Origin of the sequence: Neomicrococcus lactis, assembly GCF_014200305.1 — a bacterium.
GTDB classification, from domain to species: domain Bacteria; phylum Actinomycetota; class Actinomycetes; order Actinomycetales; family Micrococcaceae; genus Neomicrococcus; species Neomicrococcus lactis.
This window is the reverse complement of sequence record NZ_JACHBL010000001.1, coordinates 1,323,152-1,338,503: the sequence shown is the minus strand read 5'-3', so window position 1 is coordinate 1,338,503 and position 15,352 is coordinate 1,323,152. Positions and strand designations below refer to the sequence as shown.

Here is a 15,352-nt window from a genome sequence, read left to right as displayed (position 1 = left end):
AGATAGAGTATTCTCTGTTGCTTTCCCCCGTAGCTCAATTGGCAGAGCATTCGACTGTTAATCGAAGGGTTACTGGTTCGAGTCCAGTCGGGGGAGCGAGTACCCCGGAAATCTAAGGATTTCCGGGGTTTTTTTCTTGCCCTTTAACTTCCTCTGGGGGTTATAGGACATAAATGTGTGTCTGGGTCGGGCGTGTCTTTTTAGGAGGCGCGGCCGGCCCATCCTTTTCGGTGCCAGAGTCCTTCGTTTGCGTTGAGTCCTGTTCCGAGTTCTGCGGGTCCGATGTGTTCCTCGATTTCTTGCGTGTAGGCGACGGGCTCGTAGTGTTCTTTTTTGATGAGTTGGTGGGCTGGTGCTGGGTTCTGGGAGTGCTTGTAGAGGAACCATTCCACGGCTCGTTTAGCGTGCTCAGGGGTCAGTCCGCGATGGTTGCGTAGAAGATTGCGTAGCTGCGCGTTGATGCCTCCTTCGATCCTGTTCGTTGTTGATGAGGCGTTCCGTGAGCGGTGCTCGTCTTTGAGATAGGTGAACAGGACTTCTTGTTGGCTGGCGCGCTCGAGGAGTTGGTAGGCCTTGCGTAGCCGGTCGTGTGTGAACCACCAGCGCTGGTGCGGCCTCACGCTTTGCGGCAGCGAACCACGGTGGTGCGAACGGTAGGTTTTCTCGTTCAGCATCTGGTGATGTTTTCCGTGCCACTGGTTGAGTGCAAGTAGCCATGCACGCGCTTGATCCTGGCTCGTGATCCGTGTCAGGGCAAGGGAAATAGCCCGTAGTTCGCGGCCCGCGGTCGTGCGGGGGCGCATCGTGATCAGCACGCGCACGTTGCGTTGAATATGCACCAGGCAGCGTTGAACAGGGGTCTCGGGCCAGCAATGTTTCAGCGCGGATGCCAGCCCGGAACCACCATCAATCACGACCAAATCTGGTGCGGGGAAACGAGTTAGGAGCTGTTCCCACGCCACGCGTTTTTCCGTGTCACACCATTGATAACCGATGACGTGTTCGCCAGCGATCGCGATCAAGCAACACCAGGAACCGAGATAGATGCCGTCGAGCTGGACTTCCGGATAGATCTCTCCGGTGACCTCGATCGCGGGAGTAATGTTCCAGCACCAGTGTGTGGAGCGACGAAACGAGCGTGGATCCACGCCCTGAGCGACTTGGGATTGAGTCTTGTTTCCCAGCAGCCATTCCAGGAATCGGGAGAGCTCGTGGCGTCGACGCACGTCGACGCGTTGTATCCGTTCAGAACTACTCGCGCCACACGATTTACAGCGATACCTGGTAGCTCCAGCACTCGTGGAACCGTTCCTTTTCAGCCCGCCACCACACAGGACGCATAAACGCTCGTTGTCAACCACGCTTCCCGAATAAACAACGAAAAGTATGCCAACACCCGTTTAGCCGCGCCGATAAAGGCAACCAAGCCCCATCAGACACACTTTAATGTCCTATAACCCTCCTCTGGACCCCCTGCTTGAGAGCCCGCGGGTTACACACTTTCTGGCCTATAACCCGAGCCCGCGGGTGCCTGACCGAATTTCTATGATTTTATGTTTGCTCAACCGGTCATCGTGAAGATTCGCCTCACTTGGCAAGAATTTGGAAGGATAGACTCCACGTGTGCCTGGATCACCGTTGAGTCATGTGTGTGGTCCAAGACAGTGGACCTGACGTACTGACTGCGGAAAGGAGCGACGATGCGCATCGTCGTGCTGGTGAAGAGTGTTCCCGACACCAATGGGGACCGAAAATTGGAGCTCGAGACGGGTCTGACCGACCGCGCTGCGAGCGACGCCGTCCTTGACGAGATTAGTGAGCGCGCCGTCGAAGCCGCCCTCACGTTGGCCGCGAAAGAACCTGAGTCCACGGTGGAGCTCCTCTCGATGGCGCAAGAGGAAGCCCAAACCGTGATTCGCAGGGGACTTGCGATGGGTGCAGACACGGCTACGCAGATCGTGGATCCTGCGCTTAGAGGCGCTGATACCAACCTCACCGCCGAGGTGCTGGCAGCTGCGCTCAAGCGTAAAGAGTTCGACGTGATCATCGCTGGCAATCAGTCCACAGACGGCTCCGGCGGCGTCATTCCGTCGATGCTTGCCGAACTGCTGGATCTTCCCGCGCTGACCGAACTCACTACCGTCGACTTCGAGAGTGGCGCACTCAAGGCCACCCGCGCCACGGAATCCGGAACTTACGAGCTTCGCGCGGACCTTCCCGCGATCATCTCTGTCACCGAATCCTTCCCCGACGGCCGCTTCCCGAATTTCAAGGGAATCATGGCCGCTAAGAAGAAGCCGTTCGAGGTGCTCTCCCTTGCTGACTTGGGCGTGAATGCAGAGGACTTCAGCGTTCCTCATGTCATCATGACTGCCGTTTCCGAACGGCCGCCACGCGAGGCTGGCGTGAAGATTGTCGATGAAGGCGATGCCGCCGCACAGCTTGCAGATTTCCTTGTCAAGAACCGTTTGGCCTAGGAGGACACCGTGACTGAGTTCCCAACTAACTCCATCCTTGTCCTCGTGGACACCACTCTCGACGGCCAGCCGGCAAAGTCTTCGGCGGAGCTTCTCGGTGCGGCTTCGCTACTCGGAACCCCGGTTGCCGTCTTCCCGCACACTTCGGAAACAGTGGATGCCGCCGCAAACTTGGGCCAGCAAGGCGCCGAGCACGTTCTCACAGCTGACATCGCTGACATCAAGAACCCCAACGCGCTCGTGGATGCGCTCGAAGCAGCGGATCAGCTCGTAAACCCACAGGCCATCCTGGTCTCGCATTCGGTGGAGAGCCGCGAAGTCGCCGGCCGTTTTGCTGCCCGCAAGCGCCGCGGTCTCATCACGGATGCCGTCAACGTTTCCCGCGATGATCAGGGCATTCTGGCTCATCACTCGGCGTACGGCGGCACTTATCTCGTGGATTCGAGCGTCACCTTCGGCGCCCCGATCATCACCATTCGTCAGGGCTCGGTGGAGGACCGCGCAAACGCTGCTGCCGGAAGCATCGAAAAGCTCACCATCCAGAACACCCGGCGCCGCGTCGCAACCGTTGAGAGTGCTCAGAAGGCTGAGGCAAACTCCAAGCGCCCCGATCTTCGCGGCGCCCAAAAGGTTGTTTCTGGCGGCCGTGGTTTGGGCTCGGAAGAAGGCTTTAAGCTCGCCGAACAGCTTGCCGACGCATTAGGTGCAGCCGTCGGTGCTTCGCGCGCCGCGGTTGACGCCGGATACGTCGAGCACACTGCGCAGGTAGGCCAGACGGGTGTTTGGGTCTCGCCGCAGCTCTACGTAGCGCTTGGAATTTCTGGCGCTATCCAGCACCGCGCTGGCATGCAGACCGCCAAGACCATTGTTGCGATTAACCAGGACGCCGAAGCCCCGATCTTCGAGATCGCCGACTTCGGCATTGTGGGTGACGTGTTCACGGTGGTTCCCGCGCTCATCGAAGCCCTCGACGCGCGCCGGAAGTAACCCCATGAGCACACCAAACATTCGTCGCGGCCTCCCGCGCACGCCAGGCGGCGAACCGTGGCCAGTTGTCACCGGTTCGGTTTCGCCGCTCGCCGACGTTCCGCTTCAGGAAAGTCCTTCTGAGTACGACGCCGCCGCTCCACTCCCAAACACCACCTTGCGGCAAGGTTTGCCTCGGGTTGCCGAGGGAGAGGCGTGGCCACCGCTCGATGGCTCCGCTCTTCAAACGCGCGAAAGCACAGCTGAAGTTCCTATTGCACCAGTAGCTACTGAGGCAGCGGCAAGGAACACATCAGCGCCTGCCGGTGCTGTGTCTGCAGAGTCCCCAGCAACTTCCGCAGCCACCGTGCCGAGCGGTGCTGCCGTGTCGACTGCACTGCGGCGCGGCCTTCCGCGCGTGAAGAACGGCGAGCCATGGCCGCCAGCTGTGGCCGCCAATGCGTCTGCCGCTACGCCGGCGACTGCGGCTACGACCGCTCCGGTAACAAACCAGGCATCGTCTGAACCAAAGTCGGAGCCAGCTGTCATGACGTCGGCCGTTGCTGAGCCTGAGGCTTCAAAGCCTGAAGCAGCAGTGCCAGAGGCACCGAAACCAACGGCAGTTAAACCTGAGTTCATCGCGGAGCAGCCGGCCGCTAAGGTCGCAGAACCAGCACCGCAACTGGCTAAGCCGATTTCCGCGACGCAAGCTGCGTCGTCGTCCTCAAATGTGAGCCGTCCGCCGCAGCAGACGGCAAAACCAGGTGCAAAACCGGCTGCCACCAAACCAGCTGCGAAGAGCGCGGAGCCGAAGCGCTACGGCGCATACACGTTGCGGCAATGGATTGGCACCATCGCAACCGTCATCATTGGGCTAGAGATTCTGGCGCTCGTGGTGGTGTTGGCCGCTCGTGGACTGCTGCAACTGGATGCAGTGCAGGACTTTGTACGCACGTACCCGGGTCACTCGGAGCTGCCGGAAGGCGCTCCCGTGGGCGTGCCCGCATGGCTGGGCTGGCAGCACTTCTTCAACATGTTCCTGATGGTGCTGATTATTCGTTCCGGTCTGCAGGTGCGGCGGGAGACAAAACCGGCCGCGTTCTGGTCGCCGAAGGGAAGCTCCAAGAAGGTCAGCCTGACCATTTGGTTCCATCAAGCGCTGGACTTGTTGTGGCTCGTGAACGGCCTGATTTTTGTGGTTCTCCTTTTTGCGACGGGGCAGTGGATGAAGATTGTGCCCACGAGCTGGGACGTTTTCCCTAACGCGCTATCCGCAGGGCTGCAATACGCTTCGCTCGATTGGCCCACGGAAAACGGTTGGGTGAATTACAACGGGCTCCAGCTGCTCGCGTACTTCATCACGGTGTTTATCGCGGCGCCGCTCTCCGTGCTCACTGGATTCCGGATGAGCACGGTGTGGCCGGAGAAGAACAAGACGCTCAACCGGCTGTTCCCGGCGGAGCTGGCCCGCAAGCTGCATTTCCCGGTCATGATCTACTTCGTGGCGTTCATCGTGGTGCACGTGGCGCTGGTCTTCGCGACCGGTGCGCTGCGGAATTTGAACCACATGTTTGCTGCGCAGGGATCGGCGGATCCTTCGGTGTTTGCGGGCAATTGGCTGGGATTCTGGATCTTTGTGGCGTCTCTTGTGGTGATCGCTGGCGCTTGGTTTGCGGCCCGGCCGATGGTCCTGGCGCCCATCGCTCGTCTCTTTGGAAAGGTCAGCAGCCGGTAGGCCCTGTAGCACTGCGCTCCTCGCGAAACTCTAGCCAAATGGCCAACGATTTCTCGCGAAGGCGCCGATAGGCTAGGTGTGTTGGGGTTCACAGAGTCACCCAAAGTTCTTCCCCCGGACTTTGTGTTGACACTCGATGGGAGTACATCATGAACCAAGGGATCAAGGCGCTGACCTATACCGAGACTGATGGCGCTCTCCTGCAAGATCAGGAAGCGTTCTTCTCGAATCCTCAAGTGCTCATGGATGAAATTTCACCTGAAATGATCGATGAGATTGCCAGTAATTATTCGCGTGGCATGAAGCTCTCACGCGCTTGGGATGACCTTGATAACGCGACGCGCAGCGAGATTCGCAAGGCCGTCAAGAGCATTGTGGCGGTGTCTCTGCCAGTGCTGCTTCGGCACGAGGTCGTCAATCCCTGACGGTTTCCGTCTTCTCAATAACGACGGCGAAGCTCTGTTCCTTCGTTCGTTGTTTTGTCTCGAAACTTGGCCTTCCGAGGTAAAAGATCCGTGCGCGGTTAGAGTCTGACTACGGACATGGATTTCGAGGATGTTGCCTCGAGCTACCGACGTTTTGCCGAGCGTAAGATCACTAACGCGCCGGTATTTGTGGACTGGTTCATGGCGGTGGTGAACTCGCCGCAGGCACAGGAGCGCATCGCAGAGCTTCCACAGATTGAGCGCCAACCGAACCCCGTGTTTGCAGCTGCACGCTTTCTCTCCGGCGAGACCGTTTCCGACGAGGATTCAGCTCCCGATGCCTGATGTGGGTTCTCGACACTGCTGATGGCCCCGCGTTCATCGAGTTTCTGACTGCGCGTTGGAACGAGATTCGAGACGTGATTCTCGCTCGCTCGACGCAGACCAATGAAGCAGGCCGTTGTGCCATCCATAACTTGCTCTACTCGGAGATCAACGGACCCATCACTGTTTGAGTCGCTCATGGACTCTTTGAAAGACCGGGTTCGGTGGCAGTCCCTCGAATGGCAGAGGGTGCTCCGGTGTATTCAGCGGCGTCTCGCCGAAGAACGGCAGGACATCCCGGCCTACGCTTTAGTGCTCTCAAGCGACGGAGAGCCAGTGCTTCAAGCACACCCGTGGGGTACTGGGAGGACGATGTAGCTGCTGAATGAGGAGTTTTTGCCGGCCTATTTGCGGAGAGAATTACGGTTTCCAGCCGTATCGACGTTCTGGTCTGCCCATACCGTAACGCAGATCGATCTCGACCTTGCCCTGCTCGTTGAGGTACTCGAGGTAGCGCCGTGCGCTCACGCGAGACGTTCCCAAGACTTCCGCCGCTTCGGCCGCGGAGATATTGGCTTCAGAACATCGGAGAATTTCAATGACTTTTTCGAGGGTTTCTGCACTAAAGCCCTTGGGCAGGCGTTTGTCCTGCACGCCAAAGCCGAAAATCTTGTCGATGTCTTGCTGATCCGCGGTCTCTGAAACTTGAGACAAGGGGTGGTAGGTGTTTTGGTAGTGCACCAAGCGTTCGCGCAGGTCAGAGGCTGAAAAAGGCTTCATGAGGTAGTGCACAATGCCGCCGCGCAACGCTTTGCGAACGGTATCTGCTTCACGGGCTGCGCTGATGATCAGTACGTCCAGCTCGGGGTCCACTTCGCGCAGCTTCTGCAGGAGTTCCAACCCGCTCATGTCGGGCAAATAAATGTCCAGCAACACCAGGTCCGGCTCATACTTGCGCACCGCCTCGAGCGCGGCAGCGCCCGTATGAGTGGCTCCGATGACGGAAAATCCGGGAACCTGCTTGACAAAGCCCGCATTGACCTTGGCCACCATGAAGTCATCGTCGACTACTAGTACCTTGATCATGGCTATGGGGTCTCAATCATCTTTGAAGGGCTCCAGGGGATATGTGCTTCGAAGACGGCACCAGGGCCGCGCGACATCGTTGTTCGTAAGTTACCCCCGTTTCGTACCGTAACGCTACCGCCTTGCCGCTCACAAATAAGCTTCGTCAATGCCAAGCCGAAGCCTCGCTGCGAGTGGGGAGCGGCGTCGTCGTCCTTGGTAGAGAATCCCTGAATGAAAATCTTGTCCATCAGCTCTTCCGAAACCCCGTTTCCGGAGTCGCGGACGGTCAGATGAATGACCTGTTCCTTCTCCGCGTCCGGGGCGGCTTCGCTCACGACGGTCACGCTGACGTGGCGGTCCTGCATGTCATGCACTGCGTCCATCGCATTGTCGATGAGGTTGCCAATAACGGTGGTGAATTCGCGCGCAATGACGTCAGGCAGTCGCGGCAAGGAGGAATCCTCGGTGAGGTCAAAGTCGATGTTTCGCTCGGCCGCGATGCTGGCTTTGGCGATCAAGAGAGCCGCGATGGACGGATCGTGAATCGTGGAGGTGACTTCCTCGTTGAGCTTGGTCATGGACAAGCGCACGCCGTCCACGAAATTGACCACTTCGTCATACTCTTCGAGCTGGATGAGCCCGGAAATGGTGTGTAGCTGGTTGGCGAACTCGTGGGTCTGAGCGCGCATCATTTCGGTGCTGGTGCTTTGCAGGCCCAGCTCGCGCTCGAGGGTGGCCAATTCGGTGTGGTCGCGGATAGTGGTGACGGATCCCACCGGCTTTCCGAAGGAGACCAGCATCTTGCGGTTGAATGCCAACAAGCGCTGCCCCACAATCACCAGGCGGTCCGGCGTTTCCTGATCTGACGTGAGCAAACGCGCTACCAGTGGATTCGGGGCGATGTCCTCTACTCGCTCGCCAATCACTTGCGCGGGAAGGTTGAGGAGCTCTTCGGCCGGCTGATTGATGAGCGTGATGCGTCGTTCGGAATCGAGGGCCACGATGCCTTCTTTGACACCGTTGACCACGGTATCGAGGTGGTTGGCGAGCTCGGCAATTTCCTGAGGCTCCATGCCGAAGGTCTGACGCTTCACGCGGTTGGAGAGAAGCAGCGAGCCGATCGCACCGCTGCCGAGCGCCAGCCCGCCGTACACAATGACGTTGGACAAAGACTGCTCAATGCGCTCGAGCACCGTGGGATACACACGCGCGACCCCCGCGATGCCCACGAGCTTGCCACCGTCATCCATGATCGGCACGCGAGCCATCAAGATGTCCGTATGGTCGATGGTCAGTGGACCGGTGACCGCGCGTCCCATGGTTTCAATCCACTCGTGGACGGGCAGTCTGTCGTCAAGCAGGGTGGGCTGGGAAGAGCTCACGATGTTTCCCACGGTGTCCGCGAGAAACACGTAGTCAAAACCAGAAGTTCCAGAAGTAGATTGCGTGACCGCTGGGAGGGCGGCCCCGTGCCGCGCGTTTTCATCCGGCATCAAGGCGCGAACTGTAGGCATCGAGGCCAGGGTTTCCGCGACGGCCAGAGCGCGGCGGCTCTCGGTCCGCTCGAAGGCTGCGGTGGATTGCGCGAATGAAAAACCCATAGTTCCCACCACAACAGCCGCCACAATCAGCAATTGCAAGAGCAGAAATTGGCTCGCAAGAGTGAGATGGCGGGGATGACGACGCCGCAGCTCGCGGTGAGCGGGAAACGGTTCGTTGGCTGGGGCTGAAGTGGGAGACATGGCCTACTGAGATTACCGCGACTTAGTGACATAGATCGCGTTTACACAATGACCAAAACGATCATTGCGAACGCAAGTATGACCTCAATCACAAAGCGGGATAGCTTTCTTGTGTTCTCACTCACTTCCCTTGAAAGGAAATCAGATGATCGCTGGTAAGAAGCTTCGGCTTGCTGCCGTTGCGTCGGCGCTGGTATTGGCCGTCACCGGCTGTGGCGTCACAGGCGGTGGAGCCGCTTCGGGCTCCGCAAACAATTCAGGTTCCTCTGCTGCTGCTGGTCCTGTGACCGATCTGCGCATCATGGTTCCTAACACCCCAGGTGGCGGTTACGACACCACCGCTCGCGTTGCCGCTAAGGCAATGGAAGACGCTGACATCGCCAAGAGCGTTGAGGTCTTCAACCTTGCAGGCGCAGGCGGAACTGTTGGCCTCGCTCGCTTGGTCAACGAAAAGGCCAATGGCGACCTCAGCATGCTCATGGGCCTCGGCGTTGTAGGTGCTTCCTACACGAACAAGTCCCCAGCCAAGCTTACGGAAACCACCCCGATCGCTAAGCTCATCGAAGAGCCAGGCGCCATCATGGTTCCAAAGGATTCCCCATACAAGACCATCACCGACCTCGTAGAAGCTTGGAAGAAGGATCCTTCCAAGATCTCCGTAGGTGGCGGTTCCTCCGCTGGTGGACCGGACCACTTGTTGCCAATGCAGCTTGCTAAGGCTGTTGGCATCGACGCAACCAAGGTGAACTACGTATCCTACGACGGTGGCGGCGACTTGCTCCCAGCCATCCTCGGCAACAAGGTTGCTTTCGCAGCTTCCGGTGCCGGCGAGTTCGTTGACCAGATCGCTAAGGGTTCCATCCGCGTGTTGGCCGTTTCTGGCGATTCGCGCCTTGAGGGCATCGACGCCCCAACCTTGAAGGAATCCAACATCGACTTGGTCTTCACCAACTGGCGCGGCGTTGTTGCCCCTCCAGGTATCTCTGAAGAAGACTCCAAGAAGTGGATCGACGCACTCACCAAGATGCACGATTCCGATGAGTGGAAGGCCGAGCTCAAGACTCGCGGCTGGACCGACGCATTCATCACCGGTGACGAATTCAAGACCTTCTTGACCGATCAGGACAAGCGCGTAGCTGACGTCCTGAAGGAATTGGGCCTGGGATGACAAACGCAACGACCAGCCTCAAAGGCCGGTCCGAGCTGGGAGTGGCGGCGTTCCTCTTAATCGTGGGCGCCGTCGTTCTCTGGAACGGGGCCACAATGTCGGCCCCTTTCTCTCACACCGATCCAGTAGGACCGCGCACCTTCCCGTTCATTATTGGCGGAATGCTTGTGCTGGTCGCGGTCCTACTGGCGGTCGATGTGATGCGCGGCGGACACGGCGAAGCAGAAGACGGTGAAGACGTTGACCTCGAAAGCGGCACGGACTGGAAGACCCTTATTCCTCTCGTCGGCGCTTTCGTATTGAACATCTTGATCATTGACACAGTGGGATGGGTGATCTCCGGAGCCATCATGTTCTTTGCATCGGTATGGGCTCTCGGTGGACGCAGCTACATTCGCATGGCGATCATTTCGATCGTCTTGGCACTGGCGTCTTTCTACGGTTTTTATTTGGGCCTGGGCATTAAGCTCCCGGCCGGCCCCTTGGAAGGAATTCTCTAATGGATACCTGGGGACTATTGATGGACGGGTTCGCCACCGCGCTGACCCCCATGAACTTGTTGTTTGCTGTTATCGGCGTTTTGCTCGGTACGGCTGTTGGTGTGTTGCCAGGCATCGGCCCGGCAATGTCTATCGCACTGTTGCTTCCCATCACCTACGCGATGGAGCCCACGAGTGCGTTCATTATGTTTGCCGGTATTTACTACGGCGGCATGTACGGCGGGTCAACAACCTCCATTTTGCTGAATACCCCTGGTGAATCAGCAACGGTTATTACCGCCCTCGAAGGCCACAAGATGGCGAAGGCTGGCCGCGCTGCTCAAGCGCTCGCCACCGCCGCTATCGGCTCGTTCGTCGCCGGCACCATCGGTACCGCACTCTTGGTGGCCTTTGCGCCGCTCGTGGTGCAGTTCGCCGTGAGCCTCGGCTCGCCGAGCTACCTCGCCATCATGATGTTGGCCCTCGTTGCAGTGACCGCAGTGCTTGGTTCCTCCAAGATCCGCGGCTTCGCCTCGCTGGCACTCGGTCTGGCTATCGGCCTCATCGGTATCGACAAGGTGACTGGCCAGCAGCGTTTGGTCTTCGACATTCCGCTCTTGAACGACGGCATGGACATCGTGGTGGTCGCAGTGGCGATCTTCGCCATCGGTGAAGCACTTTGGATTGCCGCTCACTTGCGCCGCACCCCGCTCAAGACCATCCCTGTGGGTCGTCCTTGGATGGGCAAGGAAGACTGGAAGCGTTCGTGGAAGCCATGGCTTCGCGGTACCGCTTACGGTTTCCCCTTCGGTGCCCTGCCTGCAGGTGGCGCTGAAATCCCAACGTTCCTTTCCTACATCACGGAAAAGAAGCTCTCGAAGCACCCTGAAGAATTCGGTCACGGCGCCATTGAAGGTGTTGCTGGTCCAGAAGCTGCAAACAACGCAGCTGCAGCCGGCACCCTAACGCCTATGCTCGCACTTGGCTTGCCCACAAACGCTACGGCCGCCGTGATGCTCGCAGCTTTCGTGCAGTTCGGCATCCAGCCTGGTCCGTTGCTCTTCGAAAAGGAACCAGATCTGATCTGGGCTCTGATCGCCTCGTTGTTCATCGGTAACACGCTGCTCTTGCTCGTGAACTTGCCGCTGGCTCCAATGTGGGCTCGCTTGCTCCAGATTCCTCGCCCGTACTTGTACGCAGGCATCTTGTTCTTCGCAACGCTCGGCGCCTACGCCGTGAACTTGCAGACCTTCGACTTGATCATCTTGATTGTCTTGGGTGCGCTTGGCTTCATGATGCGACGCTTTGGTCTTCCGGTTCTGCCGTTGATCATCGGTGTCATCCTTGGCCCTCGTGCCGAAGAGCAGTTGCGCAAGTCGCTCATGCTCAGCTCTGGCGATGTGGCTGGCTTGTTCAATGAGCCAGTAGCAATCATCTGCTACATCATCATCGTGCTGGTCCTTATTGCTCCGTTCCTCATCAAGGCGTACCGCAAGGCACGTCCGCAGAGCGCGCTCGCAGCTGTCGCTGCTGGCGAAGTTCCTGGGGATGGATCCGTCACGGCAGAGGAGACGCACGTTTCCCCAGCTGGTTCTAACACTCCTGAGGAGGACAACCGATGACCATCGTGGTTGGCTACATTTCCACTGACGAAGGCGAGGCCGCATTCGAGGCAGCCATTCGTCACGCGAAGCTCACGGGCGACAAGCTCTTGGTGCTCAATACCACTCGTGGCGACCGCCTCGTGGACGCACGCTTTGCTCAAGAAGAAGAGCTCGCGAACGTTGAACAGCGTCTCCAGGAAGCTGGCGTTGATCACGAGATCTTGCAGCCGATGCGCGGACACGATCCTGCCGACGAGATCATTGAGCTCGCCGCCCGCCGGAACGCATCGCTCATCGTGATCGGTCTGCGCAAGCGCTCTCCGGTCGGCAAGCTGATCATGGGCTCAACCGCGCAGCGCATTTTGCTCCAGGCCGAAAGCCCGGTTCTGGCCGTCAAGGCGTAAAGAACCCGCTCAAAAGTACGACGCCGCAGCTCACCTTCTTCCTTTTCCTTTCGGACATTTCCCCCAAGTGTCCGCGAGGAGGGGAGAAGTGGTGAGCTGCGGCGTCGTCATTTAATGCCCGCCTTTGAAAGATGGATGGACTTGACGTCCGTCACACCGTAGAATTACCAAATGATCGTTCGGTATAAAAAAGAGCGGAGATACTGTGCAGGATTTTGCGCATCCCATCCTCAAGGATGACTACACCTCTGAGTGGATGGGGATCAAAGTTGATTACGTCGAATATGGGCGTGCGGAAATTCGTATGACGCTCAAGCAAGAGATGCTCAACGGTTTCGGAATCGCTCACGGCGGCATGATTTTCGCGTTTGCGGACACGTGCTTTGCGCTCGCTTGCAACGATCCCGAAGGCGACGGCACCACGGTGACCGTGGCCTCTGGCGTTGACGTGAACTTCATTGCTCCCACCTACGAAGGTCAAGAGCTACGCGCGGTAGGAACCGTTCGAGCCCAGCAGGGGCGAAGCGGCCTCTACGACATTCAGGTGTTTTCCGGTGACAAGGTTGTTGCCGAATTCCGAGGACGATCACGCACCATCCCCGCGCCTAAAGCCTAAAACTGCGCACTTTTCTTCCACCTATTGCATTCATTGCCAGCTTCAAAGGACAACCTCATGACCACTGTGGCCAACCCTTACTCCCCAGCACTCTTTTCCGAGGATCCTTCGCAACCGGATCCTGAAGAGCTCATGACGCGTGAGCAGATTGAGGAACTGCAGTTCGAACGACTGCGCTGGACGCTGCACCACGCTTACGAAAACGTTCCTGCGTACCGCGAGCTCTATGACTCTCATGGCGTGCACCCGAACGACTTCAAGGCGCTCGAAGACCTCAAGCTGTTCCCTTACACGGACAAAGAATTCCTGCGTAAGAACTACCCGTTCAAGGCGTTCGCGGTGCCCATGAAGGACATCCGCCGCATTCATGCGTCTTCGGGAACTACCGGCCAGCCAACCGTGGTTGCTTACACCGAGAATGACCTGAAGACGTGGGCAACTCTTGTGGCCCGCTGTTTCCGCGCCTCCGGAATTCGCCCCGGCGACAAGGTCCACAACGCGTATGGCTACGGCTTGTTCACGGGTGGACTCGGAGCGCACTACGGAGCTGAGCGTCTGGGCTGCGCCGTCATCCCGATGTCCGGTGGTCAGACGGAGAAGCAGGTCCAGATGATTCAGGACTTCGAGCCTCAGGCCATCTTGTCTACGCCAACTTACTTGCTGACCATCGCTGACGGTTTCCGCAAGCAAGGCTTAGATCCGCGCAAGACCTCTTTGAAGTACGCCGTGCTCGGTGCCGAGCCGTGGACCGACGAGATGCGTCGCGAGATCGAGCAGACCTTCAACATCACCGCGTGCGATATCTACGGTCTCTCCGAAGTCATGGGCCCAGGCGTTGCTGGCGAATCCGCTGAGACGAAGGACGGATCTCACATTTGGGAAGATCACTTCCGTCCGGAGATCATCGACCCGTTCACGGATGAGGTCCTGCCAACCGGTCACCCCGGCGAACTGGTCTTCACGTCGTTGACGAAGGAAGCACTGCCGATCATCCGCTACCGCACGCACGACCTCACTCGTTTGTTGCCCGGTACTTCGCGTCCGGGCCACCGTCGCATGGGCCGCATCACGGGACGTTCGGATGACATGATCATCCTTCGCGGCGTGAACTTGTTCCCATCTCAGATTGAGGAATTGGCGCTTCAGGTGCCGTCCTTGTCGCCGCACTTCACTTTGGAAATCACCCGTCCAGCTCGCATGGACCAGATGACCATCAACATCGAGCGCCGCGAAGAGTACAGCTTCGAGGATGCTGAAGAAGGCGGCAAGGTCTTGCTCAAGGAGATCAAGACCAAGATTGGTTCTAGCGCCACCATCAAGATTTGTGAGCCGGGATCTCTCGAGCGTTCTTCCGGAAAGCTTCGCCGCATCTACGACATGCGGGATAAGTAAGTAGGAATGGGTCGATGAGACCCTCCTGAGTCAGAGGATGCCGAGTCGCGGACTTCATGCGAAAAGTATGAGGAGCCCCGGCTCGGCATCACTGTATTATCGATGAGGCCGCTTTCAGGGCCGGCCCCCCCCTCTCGAACCTCAAGACTTTCTAGCCTGGACGTTGTCCACTAGGAATGTCCGTAGTCCGTATAAGGAAAAGATTGTGACCTCGACTAGCGATACGAAGAAGACCGCCCCGCGCCGCGGACGCCCCGGCTATGACCGGGAAACGCTTCTGAGCATCTGCGTCAAGGTGTTCAACGAGCGCGGCTACGAAGCGACCTCCATGGAAGCACTCTCAGAGGCACTCGGGATCTCCAAGTCCGCGATCTACCACCACGTGAACTCGAAGGAAGAGATCCTCGAGCAAGCGCTGGACCGCGCCCTGGACTCCCTTGAATTGGTGCTGGAAGAGACGCTGAATTCAGAAGGCGATGGGGGAGAGCACCTCGAACGCGCTATCCGTGGCACGGTCGATGCCCTCATCAAGCAGCTTCCGTCCGTCACGCTGCTGCTTCGCTTGCGCGGCAACTCGGAAGTTGAAGAACGCGCGCTAGTGCGCCGTCGTGAACTTACGCGGACCTTTGCACAAATTGTGGAGCAGGCTCAAGCATCCGGAGCCGTGCGCTCCGAAATCGACAACCGCGCCGGCGCTCGTTTGATCCTCGGCATGATCAACTCACTCGTTGACTGGTACCGCCCTAACGGCGGCTACTCGGTGGAGGACGTGCAGAACAGCATCGTCAACATGACCTTCAACGGTCTCAAGGCGTAGAAGAGTCCGTTGCCGTGAAGTGTCCGTTGCCGTTCGGCAACTGATACCTCTAAAACTCAAAAGACGTGTGGCGTCCCGACGAATCGGGGCGCCACACGTCTTTCTGGAACTACGTCAGTCTTGATGCAGTCCTAG

General features: G+C 58.4%; 16 protein-coding genes and 1 tRNA gene. 14 read left to right on the top strand and 3 right to left on the bottom strand.

Annotated elements, in window-relative coordinates; genetic code table 11:
- Positions 1 to 23: 23 nt before the first annotated feature.
- A tRNA-Asn gene (locus tag BKA12_RS06115) sits at positions 24 to 96 on the top strand.
- A gap of 104 nt (positions 97 to 200) precedes the next feature.
- On the opposite strand, the gene BKA12_RS06110 is transcribed toward BKA12_RS06115, so the two are convergent.
- Positions 201 to 1,361: an IS1249 family transposase gene (locus BKA12_RS06110; protein ID WP_183639812.1), complete on the bottom strand. Its 1,161-nt coding sequence runs from the start codon at positions 1,359 to 1,361 to the stop codon at positions 201 to 203.
- Positions 1,362 to 1,700: 339 nt separating this feature from the next.
- On the opposite strand from BKA12_RS06110, the gene BKA12_RS06105 reads away from it, so the two are divergent.
- From BKA12_RS06105 to BKA12_RS12685, 6 genes are all read left to right on the top strand, one after another.
- Positions 1,701 to 2,477, top strand: a complete 777-nt coding sequence (locus BKA12_RS06105; protein ID WP_183641507.1) for an electron transfer flavoprotein subunit beta/FixA family protein — start codon at positions 1,701 to 1,703, stop codon at positions 2,475 to 2,477.
- A 9-nt stretch (positions 2,478 to 2,486) separates the two neighbouring features.
- Positions 2,487 to 3,464, top strand: a complete 978-nt coding sequence (locus tag BKA12_RS06100) for an FAD-binding protein (protein ID WP_183641506.1) — start codon at positions 2,487 to 2,489, stop codon at positions 3,462 to 3,464.
- 4 nt (positions 3,465 to 3,468) lie between these two features.
- Complete coding sequence (locus BKA12_RS06095; protein WP_183641504.1) at positions 3,469 to 5,178, top strand: cytochrome b/b6 domain-containing protein; 1,710 nt, start codon at positions 3,469 to 3,471, stop codon at positions 5,176 to 5,178.
- A gap of 149 nt (positions 5,179 to 5,327) precedes the next feature.
- Positions 5,328 to 5,603 (top strand): hypothetical protein, encoded by a 276-nt coding sequence (locus tag BKA12_RS06090; protein ID WP_183641502.1) that lies wholly within the window; start codon positions 5,328 to 5,330, stop codon positions 5,601 to 5,603.
- Positions 5,604 to 5,720: 117 nt separating this feature from the next.
- Entirely contained in the window at positions 5,721 to 5,948 is a 228-nt protein-coding gene (locus BKA12_RS06085; RefSeq protein WP_183641500.1) for a hypothetical protein, read from the top strand.
- Positions 5,948 to 6,118, top strand: a complete 171-nt coding sequence (locus BKA12_RS12685) for a DUF2332 family protein (protein ID WP_183641497.1) — start codon at positions 5,948 to 5,950, stop codon at positions 6,116 to 6,118. Before BKA12_RS06085 ends, BKA12_RS12685 begins: the two co-directional genes overlap by 1 nt.
- Positions 6,119 to 6,347: 229 nt before the next feature.
- Here the strand turns inward: BKA12_RS12685 and BKA12_RS06075 are convergent, their stop codons facing one another.
- Both BKA12_RS06075 and BKA12_RS06070 read right to left on the bottom strand, forming a co-directional pair.
- Entirely contained in the window at positions 6,348 to 7,013 is a 666-nt protein-coding gene (locus tag BKA12_RS06075; RefSeq protein WP_183641495.1) for a response regulator, read from the bottom strand.
- A 2-nt stretch (positions 7,014 to 7,015) separates the two neighbouring features.
- Positions 7,016 to 8,737: a sensor histidine kinase gene (locus tag BKA12_RS06070; RefSeq protein ID WP_183641494.1), complete on the bottom strand. Its 1,722-nt coding sequence runs from the start codon at positions 8,735 to 8,737 to the stop codon at positions 7,016 to 7,018.
- A gap of 145 nt (positions 8,738 to 8,882) precedes the next feature.
- Here BKA12_RS06070 and BKA12_RS06065 point away from each other — a divergent pair, with 145 nt between their 5' ends.
- The 7 genes from BKA12_RS06065 to BKA12_RS06035 all read left to right on the top strand — a co-directional run bounded on the left by BKA12_RS06065 (position 8,883) and on the right by BKA12_RS06035 (position 15,217).
- The gene (locus tag BKA12_RS06065; protein ID WP_183641492.1) at positions 8,883 to 9,905 is read left to right on the top strand and encodes a Bug family tripartite tricarboxylate transporter substrate binding protein; all 1,023 of its coding nucleotides are present in this window, start codon (positions 8,883 to 8,885) and stop codon (positions 9,903 to 9,905) included.
- Positions 9,902 to 10,405, top strand: a complete 504-nt coding sequence (locus BKA12_RS06060; RefSeq protein WP_183641490.1) for a tripartite tricarboxylate transporter TctB family protein — start codon at positions 9,902 to 9,904, stop codon at positions 10,403 to 10,405. Before BKA12_RS06065 ends, BKA12_RS06060 begins: the two co-directional genes overlap by 4 nt.
- Complete coding sequence (locus tag BKA12_RS06055; RefSeq protein ID WP_183641488.1) at positions 10,405 to 12,006, top strand: tripartite tricarboxylate transporter permease; 1,602 nt, start codon at positions 10,405 to 10,407, stop codon at positions 12,004 to 12,006. Before BKA12_RS06060 ends, BKA12_RS06055 begins: the two co-directional genes overlap by 1 nt.
- Positions 12,003 to 12,392, top strand: coding sequence for a universal stress protein (locus tag BKA12_RS06050; protein ID WP_183641486.1), 390 nt, complete (start codon positions 12,003 to 12,005; stop codon positions 12,390 to 12,392). Before BKA12_RS06055 ends, BKA12_RS06050 begins: the two co-directional genes overlap by 4 nt.
- Before the next feature lie 256 nt (positions 12,393 to 12,648).
- The gene (locus tag BKA12_RS06045; protein WP_183644653.1) at positions 12,649 to 13,008 is read left to right on the top strand and encodes a hotdog fold thioesterase; all 360 of its coding nucleotides are present in this window, start codon (positions 12,649 to 12,651) and stop codon (positions 13,006 to 13,008) included.
- Between the two features lie 57 nt (positions 13,009 to 13,065).
- Positions 13,066 to 14,400 carry a phenylacetate--CoA ligase PaaK gene (gene paaK, locus BKA12_RS06040; RefSeq protein ID WP_183641484.1) on the top strand — a complete coding sequence of 445 codons (1,335 nt, stop codon included), beginning with the start codon at positions 13,066 to 13,068 and terminating at the stop codon, positions 14,398 to 14,400.
- Between the two features lie 205 nt (positions 14,401 to 14,605).
- The gene (locus BKA12_RS06035) at positions 14,606 to 15,217 is read left to right on the top strand and encodes a TetR/AcrR family transcriptional regulator (RefSeq protein WP_183641482.1); all 612 of its coding nucleotides are present in this window, start codon (positions 14,606 to 14,608) and stop codon (positions 15,215 to 15,217) included.
- The last annotated feature ends 135 nt before the right edge of the window (positions 15,218 to 15,352 follow it).